The 16,065-nt window shown below is 71.9% G+C and carries 17 protein-coding genes and 1 tRNA gene; 9 read left to right on the plus strand and 9 right to left on the minus strand.

Features of this window, described 5'->3' with window-relative positions:
- The first annotated feature begins 10 nt into the window (after positions 1 to 10).
- The gene (locus ACQ452_RS26220; protein WP_433388190.1) at positions 11 to 940 is read left to right on the plus strand and encodes an SMP-30/gluconolactonase/LRE family protein; all 930 of its coding nucleotides are present in this window, start codon (positions 11 to 13) and stop codon (positions 938 to 940) included.
- An 84-nt stretch (positions 941 to 1,024) separates the two neighbouring features.
- Here the strand turns inward: ACQ452_RS26220 and ACQ452_RS26225 are convergent, their stop codons facing one another.
- The 3 genes from ACQ452_RS26225 to ACQ452_RS26235 form a co-directional block, all read right to left on the minus strand.
- On the minus strand, positions 1,025 to 1,654 hold the full coding sequence (locus ACQ452_RS26225; protein WP_433388192.1) for a histidine phosphatase family protein: 630 nt from the start codon (positions 1,652 to 1,654) through the stop codon (positions 1,025 to 1,027).
- Positions 1,655 to 1,725: 71 nt separating this feature from the next.
- On the minus strand, positions 1,726 to 2,145 hold the full coding sequence (locus ACQ452_RS26230) for a VOC family protein (RefSeq protein WP_433388193.1): 420 nt from the start codon (positions 2,143 to 2,145) through the stop codon (positions 1,726 to 1,728).
- Between the two features lie 10 nt (positions 2,146 to 2,155).
- On the minus strand, positions 2,156 to 2,602 hold the full coding sequence (locus ACQ452_RS26235) for a helix-turn-helix domain-containing protein (protein ID WP_433388194.1): 447 nt from the start codon (positions 2,600 to 2,602) through the stop codon (positions 2,156 to 2,158).
- Positions 2,603 to 3,003: 401 nt separating this feature from the next.
- Between ACQ452_RS26235 and ACQ452_RS26240 the strand changes: the two genes are divergently transcribed.
- The 3 genes from ACQ452_RS26240 (at position 3,004) to ACQ452_RS26250 (ending at position 3,998) form a co-directional block, all read left to right on the plus strand.
- Positions 3,004 to 3,309 carry a hypothetical protein gene (locus tag ACQ452_RS26240; RefSeq protein WP_433394497.1) on the plus strand — a complete coding sequence of 102 codons (306 nt, stop codon included), beginning with the start codon at positions 3,004 to 3,006 and terminating at the stop codon, positions 3,307 to 3,309.
- Positions 3,310 to 3,395: 86 nt separating this feature from the next.
- The gene (locus ACQ452_RS26245) at positions 3,396 to 3,596 is read left to right on the plus strand and encodes a hypothetical protein (protein ID WP_433388196.1); all 201 of its coding nucleotides are present in this window, start codon (positions 3,396 to 3,398) and stop codon (positions 3,594 to 3,596) included.
- A gap of 105 nt (positions 3,597 to 3,701) precedes the next feature.
- Entirely contained in the window at positions 3,702 to 3,998 is a 297-nt protein-coding gene (locus ACQ452_RS26250; protein ID WP_433388197.1) for a PIN domain-containing protein, read from the plus strand.
- Between the two features lie 98 nt (positions 3,999 to 4,096).
- On the opposite strand, the gene ACQ452_RS26255 is transcribed toward ACQ452_RS26250, so the two are convergent.
- Positions 4,097 to 4,996 (minus strand): polysaccharide deacetylase family protein, encoded by a 900-nt coding sequence (locus ACQ452_RS26255; RefSeq protein WP_433388199.1) that lies wholly within the window; start codon positions 4,994 to 4,996, stop codon positions 4,097 to 4,099.
- A gap of 51 nt (positions 4,997 to 5,047) precedes the next feature.
- Between ACQ452_RS26255 and ACQ452_RS26260 the strand changes: the two genes are divergently transcribed.
- Both ACQ452_RS26260 and ACQ452_RS26265 read left to right on the plus strand, forming a co-directional pair.
- Entirely contained in the window at positions 5,048 to 5,419 is a 372-nt protein-coding gene (locus ACQ452_RS26260) for a MerR family transcriptional regulator (protein WP_433388201.1), read from the plus strand.
- A gap of 366 nt (positions 5,420 to 5,785) precedes the next feature.
- Positions 5,786 to 6,679, plus strand: coding sequence for an IS5 family transposase (locus ACQ452_RS26265; protein WP_433388203.1), 894 nt, complete (start codon positions 5,786 to 5,788; stop codon positions 6,677 to 6,679).
- Between the two features lie 401 nt (positions 6,680 to 7,080).
- On the opposite strand, the gene ACQ452_RS26270 is transcribed toward ACQ452_RS26265, so the two are convergent.
- Positions 7,081 to 7,157, minus strand: a tRNA-Thr gene (locus ACQ452_RS26270).
- A 330-nt stretch (positions 7,158 to 7,487) separates the two neighbouring features.
- Between ACQ452_RS26270 and ACQ452_RS26275 the strand changes: the two genes are divergently transcribed.
- A complete protein-coding gene (locus ACQ452_RS26275; RefSeq protein ID WP_433388205.1) occupies positions 7,488 to 8,579 on the plus strand; it encodes an ABC transporter ATP-binding protein in 1,092 nt (363 codons plus the stop codon).
- A gap of 77 nt (positions 8,580 to 8,656) precedes the next feature.
- On the opposite strand, the gene rlmB is transcribed toward ACQ452_RS26275, so the two are convergent.
- Positions 8,657 to 9,805: a 23S rRNA (guanosine(2251)-2'-O)-methyltransferase RlmB gene (rlmB, locus tag ACQ452_RS26280; protein WP_433388206.1), complete on the minus strand. Its 1,149-nt coding sequence runs from the start codon at positions 9,803 to 9,805 to the stop codon at positions 8,657 to 8,659.
- Entirely contained in the window at positions 9,805 to 11,220 is a 1,416-nt protein-coding gene (gene cysS, locus ACQ452_RS26285; protein WP_433388207.1) for a cysteine--tRNA ligase, read from the minus strand. The genes rlmB and cysS overlap by 1 nt, the downstream gene beginning before the upstream one ends.
- A 63-nt stretch (positions 11,221 to 11,283) precedes the next feature.
- Here cysS and ACQ452_RS26290 point away from each other — a divergent pair, with 63 nt between their 5' ends.
- Together ACQ452_RS26290 and ACQ452_RS26295 are read left to right on the plus strand one after the other, a co-directional pair.
- Positions 11,284 to 11,931 (plus strand): IclR family transcriptional regulator, encoded by a 648-nt coding sequence (locus ACQ452_RS26290; protein ID WP_433388208.1) that lies wholly within the window; start codon positions 11,284 to 11,286, stop codon positions 11,929 to 11,931.
- A 126-nt stretch (positions 11,932 to 12,057) separates the two neighbouring features.
- A complete protein-coding gene (locus ACQ452_RS26295) occupies positions 12,058 to 13,161 on the plus strand; it encodes a hypothetical protein (protein WP_433388210.1) in 1,104 nt (367 codons plus the stop codon).
- Between the two features lie 77 nt (positions 13,162 to 13,238).
- Here ACQ452_RS26295 and ACQ452_RS26300 read toward each other — a convergent pair whose 3' ends face one another.
- Both ACQ452_RS26300 and ACQ452_RS26305 read right to left on the minus strand, forming a co-directional pair.
- Positions 13,239 to 14,927 carry a S8 family serine peptidase gene (locus ACQ452_RS26300; protein WP_433388212.1) on the minus strand — a complete coding sequence of 563 codons (1,689 nt, stop codon included), beginning with the start codon at positions 14,925 to 14,927 and terminating at the stop codon, positions 13,239 to 13,241.
- A 130-nt stretch (positions 14,928 to 15,057) separates the two neighbouring features.
- Positions 15,058 to 16,023: an EamA family transporter gene (locus tag ACQ452_RS26305; protein WP_433388213.1), complete on the minus strand. Its 966-nt coding sequence runs from the start codon at positions 16,021 to 16,023 to the stop codon at positions 15,058 to 15,060.
- Between the last annotated feature and the right edge of the window lie 42 nt (positions 16,024 to 16,065).

The following is a 16,065-nucleotide window of genomic DNA, read 5'->3' on the forward strand; positions in this document are numbered from 1 at the left end:
CCCTTCCCGGATGAGAAAACTGATCGCCGCCGCCGTCGTACTCGCGTCGACCGTCGCCCCGTCGCTGCCCGCCATGGCCGCCACCGCCCGTCCTGACACGTACGTCGTCTCGCGGGCCGAGGGCGTGCTGCCCGAGGGCATCGCCGTGACCCCCGCCGGCACCATGTACGTGACCAGCGCCGGCACCGGGGCCGTCTACCGGGGGAACACCCGCTCGACGGAGCTGACGCCCTTCCTGCCACCCGGGACGGACGGACGGACCCGGGCGGCGGGCATCCACCTCGACGGGCGGGGACGGATCTTCGTGGCCGGCTGGGACACCGGGACCCTGTTCGTCTACCACCCGGACGGCTCGCTGGTGGCCAAGCGGGTGGCTCCGCTGGCCGGCGCCGCCCTCAACGACCTGGCCGTCACCGACGACGCGGTCTACGTCACCGACTCGGGCACGGGCACCCTGTGGCGGGCCACGACGACCGGTCCGCGGGTCGGCGAGTTGACCCCCTGGCTCACGCCCGCCGACTTCCCGCAGGCGCCCGGCTTCCTCAACGGCATCGTCGTCGACGGGCGGGTCGCGCTCGTCGCCGACCAGGGCACCGAACGCCTGTACCGGGTGGACCTGCCCCGCCGCAAGGCGAGCGTGGTCGAGGTGGCCGGCGGGCGGATGGCCGCCGACGGCCTGCTGCTGGAGGGGAACCGCCTCTACGGGGTGGTCAACTTCCCGTCCGGCGCGGGCGAGGTGGCCTTCGCGGTCGACCTGGCGATCCTGGACGCCGACCGGCGTACCGCCCGGGTGATCCGCCGGTCGGCCCCGGCATCGCTGGACCGGTCACCGACGACGATCGCCCGGGACGGCTCCCGGCTGCTCTGGGTGCACAGCCAGCTCAACAACCCGTCGCCGGCCCCACCGTTCACCGTCACCGTGGTGCGTGGCCTCCGTTGAGCCCCGCAGCCGCCGGTCACCGCCCACGCGGCATCGATTGCCGGCCCGCCCGCCGGCACCCCTGGTCACCGGCCTGCCGGCTCGTCAGAACCGGTAGTCCGCCGGCAGGCCGGTGCCGCGCAGTTCGGGCGGCAGGTGGGCCACGTCGTTGACGGCGAGCAGGGTCGGCGGGCCGCCGCTGCGGTAACGGATGACCGTCAGCCCGCAGTGCTGGGCGTTGAACCCCAGCCAGCGCCGCTCCGGCGCGTCGAGCGCATGCCGGACGAACCAGCCGATCAGGAACGTGTGGGTGACGACCAGGTCCCGCCGATCCCCGCCCACCGGCGCGGTGGCGAAGCGCCGCACGGCCGCCGCCGTCAGTCGCGGCCCGCCGGCCCGCTCCGCCGGGGAGAAACCCGCCAGCAGCCGGGCGTACGCGGCCGGCAGGCCGGTCGGGTCGGTGTCGTGTGGCAGGTGGTCGCCGGCCTCCTCGGCGACCTGCACCGGGACCTCGGGCAGCGACGCGGCGACCAGCTCGGCGGTCTCGGCGGCGCGTGGCAGCGGGCCGTGGTGCGCGGCGTCGAGGCCGACGTCGCGCAGCCGCTCGCCGAGCAGCGTCGCCTGCCGGCGTCCCCGGTCGGACAGGCCGGTCTCCGGCGGGTCGGCGTCGGGCGGAGTGCCCGCCGGCCGGTCCTGCTCGCCGTGCCGGGCCAGGTAGAGCAGGCGGGTGCCCATGTCAGTCCCCCAGGAGGTCGGAGGCGCACCGCCGGCGGCACGCCTTCCGATCATGACAGCCTCCCGTCAGGTCAGCCCCTGGGGAACATCTGACCAACGCGGATCTTGTTGCCGAACGGGTCGCGGATGCCGAAGTCGATCCCGTACGGGCGTTCCATCGGCTCGTCGGTGATCTCGACGCCCTTGGCGACCAGGTCCTCGTACGTCTTGTGCGCGTCGTCGGTGGTCATGAAGAGGAACCCGCCCAGCGCCCCCTTGGTGAGCAGCTCGCGGACCTGCTCGGTGGTGGCCGGGTCGAGGGCCGGCGGACCGGGCTTCTCCAACAGGATCTCGCGCTCCGGGTCACGGGGGAGGTTGACGGTCAGCCAGCGCATGAAGCCGAGGTCCTGGTCGCTGCTGACCTCCATGCCGAGCTTTCCCACATAGAAGTCGAGGGCCTCGTCCTGGTCGAGGACGTAGATCTGGGAGCGGCTGATCGCGTTCATCGTCATGCCCGGAACGCTACGGGCCGGGCCTGGCCTGCTGCTTATCCAAAACTGATCTCTGCTCCCCGAAGCTGCTGGGTCGGGTCCAGGCCTTGGTGAAGCAGGTCGGCACAGCGGCGGCCGGCGGCTTGCGCCGCCGGTACTCCGACGGCGGTTCCCCGACGATCTGGCGGAACGTGCGGCTGAACGTGCCCAGGCTGGCGAAGCCGACCGCGTAGCAGACGTCGGTGACGTCCCGGTCGGTGTGCAGCAGCAGGTACATGGCCCGCTCCACGCGCCGCCGCTGCAGGTAGCGGTGCGGGGTCTCGCCGAAGGTGGCCCGGAAGGTGCGGATGAAGTGCGCCTCGGAGACGTACGCGATCCGGGCCAGGGCGGGAATGTCCAGCGGCCGGTCGTACGCCCGGTCCATGGCGTCGCGGGCGCGCAGCATGGCCCGGTTCGACTCCTCCGTCGCCCTGCTCACGCCGGCCAGCATAGGCGCTGGCCGGGTTGCCTCGGCCCTGCCGCCTGCCTGGGCCGGCGCTCGTGGACCGGCTGGTGGTGCGCCGCGCCGGGCCCGCTACCGCGGCGCGGCGGACAGGATGGCGGCGAGAGTCGCCGTGCGGACCGCGGGAGTTGTGGTTCTCGGACGCTCTGGAGCTGAGTCGTCTGCGACCTCAGGCGGCGGCTCGGCGCCACGGGGCACCCGAGCGGGTGAATCGTCTACGACATCAGCTCGACAGCGCCCCCCGGGTGGACCCACCTCGGCCGGCGCGACCCCCCGCGCACGTCGGCCGGCCGACAGCCCCGCCGCTACGCCCGCCCGGTCGCGGTCACGTCACTCCCGCCCAGGCCGCCCTGCAGATCGTCCTCCGAGCTACCGAGATGAAATTGGAGCCCCCGGCCAGGGTCGAACCGGCGACATCTCGCTTACAAGCTCTGTGCACCGCGTCCGCGCAGGTCCGGGAGCGGCTGCACGCTCGAAGCCTCGCCCATGCCAGCGCTCGTCAGAGTGCCGCCGTCGCCCTTGACTACCGATGGCCCGGCAAGCCCGTCGTCGTGCACGTCGACCAGGAGTGGGACTACCGGGTCACCGTCCTCGCCCTCGACTTCGACCTCGAGACCTTCATAGCAGGCCTCGTCGACGAATCGTCAATCAAGATCATTGCCCGTACTCCGCACGGCGGGTGAAGTGCCTGACGGTCGGCGGTGGCGTGCGGCATCTCGGCGTCAGAGGTTCGAGAATAGACGCCGATCCGAGACGCAGGAGGTGAGCCGTGACGTCGAGCAACGCTGAGCAGATGCCCGAGTGGCCGACAGCTGAGCACGTACCAGCTGAGGAGCTGGCACGTCGTCAGGGCATCCGGCCAATTGCCACCGTCGACGACCTGGCTCGACCCGACCTCTTCGAGTCGGACGACGAACTGGATGACTTCCTCGCCGACCTCTACGCCTCCCGGCGGGCTGGCGCCGCGTGAGCCTGGTTGTTCTGGACACTGACGTCGCGTCAACGATCCTCCGGGGGGCGGCTGCATGACCGCCTCCGTGCCCGTCTGGCCGGTAAGACCCTGTGCATCACCTACGTGACGCTCGGGGAGCTGACCAAGTGGACGGCGCTACGAAGCTGGGGACCTCGCAAGCTGGCTGATCTCGCCCAGTGGCGCTCCGGCGTCGTCCTGCTGCCCTTCAACGAGGCAGTGGCGACGACCTGGGGCCACCTCCAGGCGCGGGCACAGCATCGCGGGCGGCCCCGGCCGACGAACGATTCGTGGATCGCGGCCTGCTGCCTCGTCGACCGGCTACCGCTGGCGACCTTCAACGGCAAGGGCTACGCCGACTTCGCCGAATATGACGGCCTCCGGCTTTTCGACGTCTCCTAGCGGCCGTTCTGTCCAAGTCAGTGGGCGCAAGGCTCGCTCGTACTCGTCCGCCTTGAAGACGAAAGGGCCGATACCAGCGAGATTGGGCCAACCCTGCGCTACGTCAGTCCACACAACGCGGTCGCGCCCTGGTAGTGCTCGGCGATCTCATCGCTGGTGGTTAGCCAGATGTCGGGTTGCGCCGCTAGGTACGCCAACGCCTGGTCCAGGTACTTGGCCCGGAACGGCTGGCCGGTCACGAACGGGTGCAGGGCCAGCGCCATGACCCGGCCGCTGTGTTCGGAGTCGGCGTGCAGCTGCTCGAACTGGTCTTTAACGATCTGGACGAATTCCGGCCCGATGGTGCCCTTGCCGAACAGGAGCAGGTCGTTGAGTTCGACGGAGTACGGGACGCTGATCATGCCGGGTACGTTCAGCCGGTACGGCTGGTCGTCGTTGGTCCAGTCCAGCAGATAGCTCAGCCCCAGCTCGGCGAGCAGCCTCGGGGTGTTGAACGTCTCGGTCAGCCCCGGTCCCATCCAGCCGCGCGGCCGCTGTCCGGTGGCAGCGGCAATGGTGTCGACGACGTCGGTGAGAAAACGGCGTTCCTCGTCGAGGGACATGCCGGCTTGCAGGATCGAGTTGGTCCGCCCGTGCGCGAGCCAGGCCCAGTTCCGGCTCAGACCGGCCTTGATGATCTGGGGGTAGTGGTCGGCGACGGCGGAGTTCAGCAACACACTCGCCCGGATACCGTGCCGGTCGAGGCTGTCGATCGTGCGCCAGATGCCGACCCGGGTGCCGTAGTCGCGCCAGCCGTGGTTGAGCGCGTCGGGGACCAGGTCCGCCGTGCCGGACCAGATGCTGGTGGACGGGCGGTCGAGCAGGAAGTGCTCGATGTTCAGCCCAATGTACGCGGCGACTCTGGCACCGCCGGGCCAGCGGACCGGTGGACGTTCGGTGATGGGGCTGTAGTCAAAGAGCTTGTTTTCCACGGTGTCGGTCATGCTGGTGTTCGTCATGCCGACACGGTAGAAGTTAACATCGGTGTCAGGTTCAAGCCTGGGGGTGTGATGCGGATCGGTGAGCTGGCGCGGCGCACCGGGGTGAGCGAGCGGTCGCTGCGCTACTACGAGCAGCAGGGGTTGCTGGCGGCCGACCGCACGCCCGGCGGTCAGCGGGAATATCCCGAGCGGGCGGTCGACCGGGTCATCCGCATCCAGGAGTTGTTCGCCGCGGGATTGCACAGCAAGAAGATCGCGCAGTTGCTTCCGTGCATGCGGGACGCCGACGGCGGCCCCTCGGAGATCGCCACCCCGCAACTGGTTGCCGATCTGGCCGCCGAACGGGACCGCATCGACCGAATGATGACCGAACTGGCCAACTCCCGCGGCGTGCTCGACGAGGTGATCAAGGCGGCGCACCAAGAAAGCGCCAACCCTTGAGAAAACCACGCCGCCATCTCGGTGAGAAATGACAGCCGCCCGCAGGTCAACGCCCTGGGCCGCCGCCAACTCGAACGGGAACCTACACGAGCGGTGATGAAGCAGGCCCGCTCGGCGTCTCATAAGGGGCAGTGCGACACATCTTGACCATGTCGGGCTGTCCCCAAGCCGCGGTGTCGCTCAACCCTGCCAGCGCACCACTGGCGCCAATCCTTCCGGTGAGCACACCAGCGCCTAGGCCGTGTTTCATAGCTGGGCAGGCCCGCTCGGTCCGGTCTGTGGTCCCGGCGTGTCGGTGATCGATACGCAGTGAGGTCTCCGGTAGATGGTTCAGCGACCAAGCAGAACCTGAAAACCGGAGACCTCGTGGCCACCATACCGGTGACGAGGCGGCACGATCTGACCGACGCTGCGTGGGCGGCGCTGGAACCGTTGCTGCCCAGGGGCAAGAAGCCAGGACGACCGCTGAAGTGGAGCAAGCGACAGCTCATCGACGGCATCCGGTGGCGAGTTCGGGTGGGCTCGCCCTGGCGGGACGTTCCGGAGTGCTACGGGCCCTGGCAGACGGTCTACGGGCTGTTCCGCCGCTGGCAACGCGCCGGGGTGTGGCAGCGGATCGTCACCGGACTCCAGACCCGCGCCGACGCCGCTGGTCTGATCACCTGGGACGTCAGCGTCGACTCGACCATCACACGGGTGCATCGGCACGCCGCTGGCGCCCGCACCCAGCCCGAGCGGCAGAAGGAACCACCCGGCGGGGTCGAGGACGAGCCGGCCGATCATGCTCTGGGCCGGTCGCGGGGTGGCTGGACCACCAAGCTGCACCTGGCCTGCGAGCAGGGCCGCAAGCCGCTGTCGATGCTGCTGACCGCCGGGCAGCGCGGCGACAGCCCGCAGTTCACCCGGGTCCTTGCCTGCATCCGCGTGCCCCGGCCCGACGGCGGCCGGCCCCGCACCCGACCCGACCGGGTCCTCGCGGACAAGGCCTACAGCTCCCGCGCCAACCGGCAGCACCTGCGCCGACGCGGCATCCCGGCCACGATCCCGATCAAGATCGACCAAGCTGCCAGTCGCCGCAAGAAGGGATCCAAGGGCGGCCGGCCACCAACCTTCGACCCCCACACCTACCGGCAGCGTCACGCCGTGGAGTGCGGCATCAACCAGCTCAAACGCCACCGAGCCCTGGCAACCAGGTTCGACAAGCTCGCCGTGCGCTACCAGGCCACACTCCACGTCGCCGCAATCAACGAGTGGCTCTGACCCGAGCTATGAAACACGGCCTAGAGGTGAACCGACCCAGAGCGGCGAGACGAGCAGGAATCCTGACAGCTGTGCTCGGATCATGTCCAACAGCGAGACTCCGTCAACCAGGAAATCGAGCACCTGGAGAACCGGCTTCGGGCGGTCCGCTGCCCAACGAGCGGCAGCACGCCGACTGAGTAACTCGTGAGTGCGTGGCGTCAACGTGAGCTGGGATGCCTTTTCGTGCACGCTGGCAGTCTCCCAGCCTTGCGTACTGCGCCGCCCGGCGGCCGATGCCCGGCCGGAGGCCGCCAGCAGGCCGGCGGGCGCCTGCGAGCGCGCGCCGCGCTTGCGCGGCGCCTTGATCCCTACAACCGGCCGGCTCACGACAACGCCCGGCGCGAAACGCCTGATGGAATTGGAGCCCCCGGCCGGGATCGAACCGGCGACATCTCGCTTACAAGGCGAGTGCTCTGGCCAGCTGAGCTACAGGGGCGTGTGGTGCCGACGCCAGCATAGCGACTGACGTCCGGATTTCACCCTCGGCAGGCCCCCCGACCACCGGAAACGTCGCCGGCCCGCCGAGCCGCCCGGCAGTCGCGGTCGATTGATGTCTGCCCGTGCCCGACTGACCGGAATGTCTATGCGGCCCGTCCCATCCCGCGCTCCCCGCCTTGGCAGGTGGCGAAAAGCCGTTTACCGTGCAGTGACACGGACGACATCTCGATCATCGAGAGGTCGCCCGTGGGCCGCCGCTCCCCCGCGCCGGCCGCTCTTTCACTCGGATCGTCCGGCACGTTCCTGCCGGTGAAAGGACCACCCCACCATGGCTACGGTCACCTACTCCAAGGCTTCCCGGATCTACCCGGGCCAGGAGCGTCCCGCCGTCAACCAGCTCGACCTGGAGATCGGCGACGGCGAGTTCCTCGTCCTGGTCGGCCCCTCCGGTTGCGGCAAGTCCACCAGCCTGCGCATGCTCGCCGGCCTCGAGGACGTCGACCAGGGCTCGATCCACATCGACGAGCGGGACGTCACCCACCTGCCGCCGAAGGCCCGCGACATCGCGATGGTCTTCCAGAACTACGCCCTCTACCCGCACATGACCGTGTACGAGAACATGGCGTTCGCGCTCAAGCTGCGCAAGACCTCCAAGTCCGAGATCGACCGGCGGGTCAAGGAGGCGGCGGCGCTGCTCCAGCTCGAGGAATACCTGGGCCGCAAGCCGAAGGCCCTCTCCGGCGGTCAGCGCCAGCGGGTGGCCATGGGCCGGGCGATCGTCCGCGAGCCGCAGGTCTTCCTCATGGACGAGCCGCTGTCGAACCTCGACGCGAAGCTGCGGGTGCAGACCCGTACCCAGATCGCGTCGCTGCAGGCGAACCTGGGCGTCACCACCGTCTACGTCACCCACGACCAGGTCGAGGCCATGACCATGGGTCACCGGGTGGCGGTCATGCTCGACGGCGAGCTCCAGCAGGTGGACACCCCGCGGGCGCTCTACGACACCCCGGCCAACGTCTTCGTCGCCGGCTTCATGGGCTCCCCCGCCATGAACATCAAGACCGTGCCGCTGGACGACCGGGGCGCCGCGTTCGCAGACCTGCTCATCCCGCTCACCCGCGAGCAGGTCGAGGCGGCCCGCGCCGACGGTGGCGACAACAAGGTGACCGTCGGCTTCCGTCCCGAGGACTGCGAGCTGGTCAGCCCCACCGAGGGCGGCATGCCGGTCGTCGTCGAGCTGGTCGAGGACCTCGGCTCGGACGCCAACATCTACGGTCACGCCGCGCTCGAGGGCAACAACGAGCGTTTCGTGGTCCGTACCGACCGGCGCACCATGCCGAACATGGGCGACACCGTGTTCGTCCGGCCGCGCGAGGGCCGCAACCACGTGTTCAACGCGAGCACCGGCAAGCGCATCTGACGCACGGCCTGTTCTGACGTACGCGAAAGGGGCGGCCCGCCATCGGCGGACCGCCCCTTTCTTCGGGTCTGTGCCGATCAGCCCTCGGCGGCCCGGCGGCGCGCCACCTCGGCGAGGGTGACGGCGGCGGCGACGCTGGCGTTGAGCGACTCGATCTCGGAGATCATCGGGATGCTGACCGTCAGGTCGCAGGTCTCGCCGACCAGCCGGGAGAGGCCCCGGCCCTCGGAGCCCACCACCACGACCAGCGGGCCGACGGCGGCCGCCAGGTCGTAGAGGTCGGTGTCGCCGTCGGCGTCGAGGCCCACGACCATGAAGCCGGCCTCCTGGCACGCCTTGAGCGACCGGGTCAGGTTGGTGACCTGGGCGACCGGCACCCGCGCCGCCGCGCCGGCGCTGGTGCGCCAGGCGGTCGCGGTGATCCCGGCGGCCCGCCGCTCCGGCACGAAGACGCCCTGCGCGCCGAAGGCGGCGGCGGACCGGATCACCGCGCCGAGGTTGCGCGGGTCCGTCACCCCGTCCAGCGCGACCAGCAGCGGGGCGGACTGCTCCAGCGCCGCCGCGACGAGGTCCTCGAAGGGTTCGTACGCGAACGGCGGCACCTGGAGGCCGACGCCCTGGTGCAGCACTCCGCCGGTCATCCGGTCCAGCTCGGCCCGGCTGATCTCCAGGTTCGCGATGCCGCGGTCGGCCGCCGTCCGGATGATCTCGTTGACCCGGTCGTCGACGTCGATGCCCTGGGCGGTGTAGAGCGCGGTCGCCGGCACCAGGGCGCGCAGCGCCTCCAGCACCGGGTTGCGCCCGACCAGCAGCTCCGGGGTGTCCTTGGACGGGTTGGACTTGCGGCCCGGGGCGACCCGGGGACCGCCGCGACCGGTGGGCCGGCCGCCCCCGCCCGTGCCGCGGGCACCGCCGGCGCCGCGCCCGGCACCCGCCGGTACGCCCCGGCCACCGCCCCTGCCCCAGGTGGTGTCCTTGCTGCCCGGCTGGCCGATCTTCGGGGCCCGCCCGTCCTCGGCTGCCGCCCGGCGCTCCTTGTCCTGCTTCCAGGCGGTGCGCTGCGGCAGCTTCTCCGTGCCCGAGTAGGCCTTGTGCCAGGGGCGTTCGTCGGCGGGCAGGGTCTTGCCACGGCCGGTGAGGCTGTCCTTGTTCTTGCCACCGGAGCCCTTCGGGGCTCCCGCCTTCGGCGTCAGACGCCGGCCACGGCGCTGCGAGTTGCCGGCCATCAGTCCTGCTCTCCAATAGTCCAACGGGGGCCCTGGGGCGTGTCCTCGACCAGCACACCAGCCTGCTTGAGCTGGTCGCGTACGGCGTCGGCGGCGGCCCAGTCCTTGCGACCGCGGGCCTGTGCGCGCTGCTCCAGGGCCAGCGCGACCAGCGAGTCCACCACGCCGCGCAGGTCGTCCGCGCGGCCACCAACGATCCAGGCCGGGTCGAGGGGGTCGACACCGAGGATATCCAGCATGGCGCGGGTCGCGGCCAGCGCCGTGCGGACGGTCACATCGTCACCTGCGGTCAGCGCGGTGTTACCGTCGCGGACCACCTCGTGCAGGACGGCGAACGCGGCGGAGGTGTTCAGGTCGTCGTCCATCGCCGCCGCGAACGCCCCCGGCAGCTCACCGAACTGGCCGGGGCCGACGCGCTCGACGGCCCGCTGCACGAACCCCTCGATCCGGCGGTATGCGACCGCCGCCTCGCCCAGCGCCTCCTCCGAGTAGTCGATCCGGGAGCGGTAGTGCGCGGCGGCGTAGTAGTAGCGCAGCTCCACCGGGCGCACCCCGAGCGAGCCCACGTACGCCAGGTCGAGGGCGTTGCCGAGCGACTTGCCCATCTTGGCGCCGCCGATGCTCAGCAGCCCGTGGTGCACCCAGTAGCGGGCGAACGGCAACCCGGCGGCCTGCGACTGGGCGATCTCGTTCTCGTGGTGCGGGAAGGTGAGGTCGAGCCCGCCGCCGTGGATGTCGAACTCGGCGCCGAGGTAGCGCTGGCACATCGCCGAGCACTCGATGTGCCAGCCCGGCCGGCCCCGTCCCCACGGCGAGGGCCAGTAGGCGTCGGCCGGCTCGTCGGGCTTGACGCCCTTCCAGAGCGCGAAGTCGCGCGGGTCGCGCTTACCCCGGTCGGGGGCGTCCCCGGCCGACTGCATCGCGTCCGGCGACTGCCCCGACAGGGCGCCGTACGCCGGCCACGAGCAGACGTCGAAGTAGACGTCACCGGAGCCGTCGGTCGCCGGGTAGGCGTGCCCGTCGGCGATCAGCCTGGCGATCAGCTCGTGCATCTCCGGGATGTGCCCGGTGGCCCGCGGCTCGTACGTCGGGGGCAGCACGTTGAGCGCCCGGTAGGACTCGGTCAGGATCAGCTCGTTGGCGTACGCGATCGACCAGAACGGCCGGCCCCGCTCCATCGCCTTGACCAGGATCTTGTCGTCGATGTCGGTCACGTTGCGGATGAAGGTGACCTCGTAACCGGTGGCGAGCAGCCAGCGGCGCAGCACGTCGTAGTTGACCCCGGAGCGAAGGTGACCGATGTGCGGCGGGGCCTGGAGGGTGAGACCACACAGGTAGACCCCCACCTTGCCGGCTTCCCGCGGGACGAAGTCCCGCACCGATCGGGTGGCGGTGTCATACAGGCGTAGCGTCACGGCACCAGGGTAGCCGTCCCCACATTCCCGGGTCGGCCGGAGCCGGGTCGTACGCTGCTGGTCGTGGAGACCACGGCGCGGGGCGGGGAGACGGCGCAGACGCTGGACCGGGGGTTGCGCCTGCTGCACCTGGTCGCCGACGCGCCGGGCGGGCTGACCGTCACCGAGGCGGCGAACCGGCTGGGTGTCGGCCGGGCGGCGGTGTACCGGCTGGTCGGCGCGCTCGCCGCGCACGGCATGCTGCGCCGCGACGGCGCCGGCCGGCTGCGCCTCGGCGCCGGGGTGCTCCAGTTGGCCCGCCGGGCCCAGCCGCTGCTGGCCGAGGGGGCGTTGCCCGCGCTGCGCCGGCTCGCGGAGCAGGCCGGCGCGACCGCCCACCTGACCGTGGTCGAGGGCGACGAGGGGGTGGCGCTGGCCGTCGTCGAGCCGAGTTGGACGTCGTTCCACGTCGCGTACCGGACGGGGGCGCGGCACCCGCTCGGGCGCGGGGCGGCCGGGCGGGCCATCCTCGGCGGCCGGGCGGGCGCCGCCGGCCCGGTGAGCACCGCCGGGGAGCTCCAGCCCGGCGCGTACGGGGTGGCCGCCCCGGTGCTCGGTGTGCCGGGCCTGGAGGCGAGCGTCGGGGTGGTGGCGCTGGCCCCACTGGACGCCGAGGCCGTCGGCGGGCAGGTCCTCGCCGCCGCCACCGCCATCGCCGCCGCCCTGTCCTGAACCACCACCCTCCTTTACCACACCCGCCGGTCGCCGGACCGGTTGTCCACAGGTGGCGCCACGCGGGGCGAGCCCGGTCGTCCACAGGGGTGTCGGGCGGGCCCCGGGGGCGGGCACGCTGCCGACATGCCACCTTCACCGCACCGGCCCGGCGTCCTGGCCTGGCAGGTCTTCCGCGGCTCCGACGCGATCCGGCAGGACCTGATCACCGAGCACCAGCTACGCAGCTCGGCCTGGACGCGCCTGCGCCACGACGTCTACGCCGACTCGCGGCTGGCCCGCGACCACGCCCTGGCCTGCCGGGCCGCCGCCCTGCGGCTGCCGCCCGAGGCGGTCGTCGCCGGCCCCTCGGCGGCCTACCTGCACGGCGTCGCACACGCCGCCACCTTCACCGACGACGTGCACGTCCTCGTCCCGAGGGCGATGCGGCTCGGCCCGCAGCGCGGCCTGCGCGTGCACTCCACGGGCCCGACCACGCCGCCGCGCCCGCCCGGACGGGCCGGCGGGCCGGGCTCGTCGTCCGGTCCGCCGGCGGGCGGCGCCGGCGCTGCGGCCCACCGGCCCACCGACGGCACCGGCTTGGCGGCCCGCACGTCGGCGGGCGGAATGGGCGTGGCGCTCCGCCCGCCCCCGGGTGGCCTGCGGGTGGCGGAGCTGCGGACCGCCGGACCGCCGGCCAGCACGGATCCGGCCGGGGCGGCGTGGGAAACGGCGGTCTGGTTGGACCCGCTGCGTGCGGTCGGCATCGTGGACACGCTGCTCCGGCAGGGGCTGACCAGCCGCGCGGCCCTCGCCGACGTGGCCGACCGCAACGCCGACCGGCCCGGCGGCCGGCGGGCGCGCTGGGTGTTCACGTTGGCGGATCCGGGTGCCCGCTCGCCCGCCGAATCCGAGCTGCGGACGCGGCTGGTGCTGGCCGGGCTGCCGCGCCCCGTCGCCCGGCACCCGGTCCGGGTCGCCTCCGGGCTGCTCCGGTACGCCGACCTCGCGTGGCCGGCGTACCGGGTCGCCGTCGCCCACGCCGACCCGCACGCCATCGTCCGTGGTGACCCGCACGCCGTCGCCCACGGCGGCCCGCACACCGCGGCGGGGCACCTCGAAGGGATCGCCCAGCTCGTCGGTGCCGGCTGGCTCGTGCTGCCCGTCACCGACAGGCGGCTGCGCCAGGACTTCCCTGGCGTCCTGCGCGAGGTTCAGGCCGCACTCACCGTGCGGGGCTGGCGCCCGTGACCGCGCCGCTCCCGCCGGGCGCCCGACGCACGAGGGGCCCGGCCGAACGGGTCGGCCGGGCCCCTCATCGTCCGTCGTTACGGGCGGGCGTTCGGCTTGACCGGGGTCTTCACCGCCGCGTACGCGTCGACGATGCCGTAGCCGTAGAAGCCGTTGAAGTTCGGCCCACCGGCGCAGTAGGCGTCGTAGCTGGGGTCGCGGCCCTCGTTGGCGTACGACTGCAGGCGCGGCTCCGGGCAGGCGCGCTCGGCGGCCGTCCGGTAGAGGTGCTGCTCCACCAGCTTCGGCGCCATGCCGAAGCCACCTCGGCGGTCCTTCTTGCCGTGCTTGCTGACGATCAGCGCGGCGACGCCGGAGGCGTGCGGGGCCGCCATCGAGGTGCCCTGCAGGTAGGTGTAGTACCCGCACTCACCGTTGGCCTTGCACGCCTTGAAGACCGTCTCCTCGAAGCCGGCGACGATGTTGCCGTTCGCGTCGACCGACCCCTCCTCCTGGAGCACCTTCTTCGGGTACGTCGAGAGGATCATGTTGGCGTCGGTGCGGTAGGTGTCCGTGCCGAAGCCGTCACGGAACCAGCCGCCGGGCGCCGCCACGGCGGTCTGCTCGGTGCCGTAGTTCGAGAAGTCCGCCTTCTTTCCGGACGGACCGACCGCCGACACGCTGATCACGTTCGGGCCCTCGGTGGGCAGGTCCCAGCAGCTGTCGTTGTCGATCTCACGCGGGTACGGCGCCGTGTCGCCGTAGTCCGGGCTCGACGTGTCGGTGCCCGGGTCGCCCAGGTCCACGTGGCTGTTGCCGAGCGCGCCGACCAGGGTGACGCCCCGGTCGTGGGCGAAGGTCAGTGCCCGCTTCATGGCCTTGATGATCGCCCGCTGCTCCGCCTGGTGCTCCGGGGAGTCGGCCGGGTTGGCGGTGCAGTTGTAGAGCCACGGGTCGACGTAGAAGGACATGTTGACCACGTCCAGGCCGACTCTCCCGGCGTGCAGCAGGGAGTTGACCACCGGCTCCAGGAAGAAGTAGCCGGAGTCCTGCCCGCCCTTGAGTTCGACCAGGGAGATGTTCGGGGCGACCCCGGAGAGGCCGAAGCCGTTGGCCGCGGCGCCGATGGTGCCGGCCACGTGGGTGCCGTGCCCGCCGTCGTCGGTGCCGACCGGGTCGAGGCAGCTCGCCACCTCGCACGCACCGTCGACGTCCACGATGTCGGGGGCGAAGTTGCGGGACAGCGCCCAGTTGAAGTTGGGAGCGATGTCCGGGTTGCTGGCGTCGACGCCGGTGTCCAGGACGCCGACGGTGACCCGCCGGTCGCCCGGTTCGACCATGCGGGCCTGGTCGGCCCGGATCATCTCCAGGCCCCAGAGCCTGTCGTCCAGCGGGTCCATCTTCTTGCCACGCTGGGCGCCCGTGCCCTTGGCCGCGGCGGCCGCCAGCAGGTGTTCCTGCTCGACCCGGTCGAGCTTGGGCTTGCGGCCGATGGCCTTCTGCTCGGTGGCGCCGACCAGCGTCGACGCGGCGGTGGCCTTCGCGGCGAAGTCCGCCCGGTCGCTGGTCACCCGGAACATGCCGACGTCGTCGGAGCGGGAGACCACCGTGCCGCCGGCCGACCGGATCGCGGCGATGGCCGCGTCCGCGGAGACGCCGTCCTCGGCGACGACGGTGAAGGTGCGGGCATTGCTCGGCTGGGCACTGGCCGGCACGCTCAGGCCTGCCACCGCAAGTGCCAGGACGGCCGCGGAGGCGACAGCACCGGCGGTGAAGCGCTTGCTCACCACATGGAATCCTCTCGTTGAGGGACGTGGCAGCCATCACACAACACCGCGGCGCTTTCCGCCAGGGGAGCGTCGGCTATGGCGCGAATCTCGTTTTCATCCGCTATGGACGATGCGACAGCACGGGACGTCACGGCACGGCGGGCTCGGCGGCGCGCGGCTGCGCGCGGTCCTCGGCGCGGGGGGACCGCAGCTCGTCGACGCGCACCAGGGCGACACCGGCGACGATCAGGGCGCCGCCGAGCAGTTGCACCACGGTGGGCAGCTCACCCAGCATCAGCCAGGCGATCAGGACGGCGAACATCACCTCGGTCAGCCCGACGAACGACGACATCCGGGCACCGAGGATGCGGGTCCCCGCGATCCCGGCGAGGTACGCGACGACGGCCGCGATCAGCGACAGGCCGAGCACCGGCACCAGCCAACTGGTGCGTTGACCGGCGAAGGTGACCGCGCCGAGCGTCACCCGCAGCGGCAACGCCCCGATCGCGCCGAGCAGCAGCAGCACGGCGGCACCGACGGCCATGCCGCCGCTGGCGAGGGCCACCGACGGCAGCTCCTCGTCGACCCGCCCCGCGAGCACGAAGTAGCCGGCGAGGCCGACCGCCGCACCGAGCCCCCAGAGCACGCCCACCGGGTCGAGCCGGCCGGCGCCGGTCAGATCCAGGACGAGGAACAGGCCGGCGAGGGCCGCCACCGAGCCGGCGACGGTCAGCCGGCGGGGACGCTGCCGGTGGACCAACCACATCCAGCCCACCACCAGGACGATGCCGAGGTACTCCAGCAGCAGCGCGACGCCGACCGGCAGGTAGCGGACCGCGTTGAAGAAGCAGACCTGGGCCGTCGCCACCCCGAGCAGCCCGAACACTCCGATCGCGGCCAGATTGCGGCGCAGCACGCCCCACCTGCCGCGCAGGGCCCGCGCGGCCGGGATCGCCACCACCAGCGCGGCGAGGCCGACCCGCACGACCACGGCCGCCTCGGCCGACCAGCCGGCGTCGATGAGGGAGCGGGCGAACGTGCCCGACGTGGCGAAGGTGACGGCGGAGAGCAGGGCAAGGCCGAGACCGAGCCTGGCAGCGGGCGGTTGACGCATCGATCCACTCCCACGGTCATAAGTGAAAGGCCAGTATGCTTG

It is taken from the genome of Micromonospora sp. KLBMP9576, from assembly GCF_050941805.1.
Lineage (GTDB): Bacteria > Actinomycetota > Actinomycetes > Mycobacteriales > Micromonosporaceae > Micromonospora.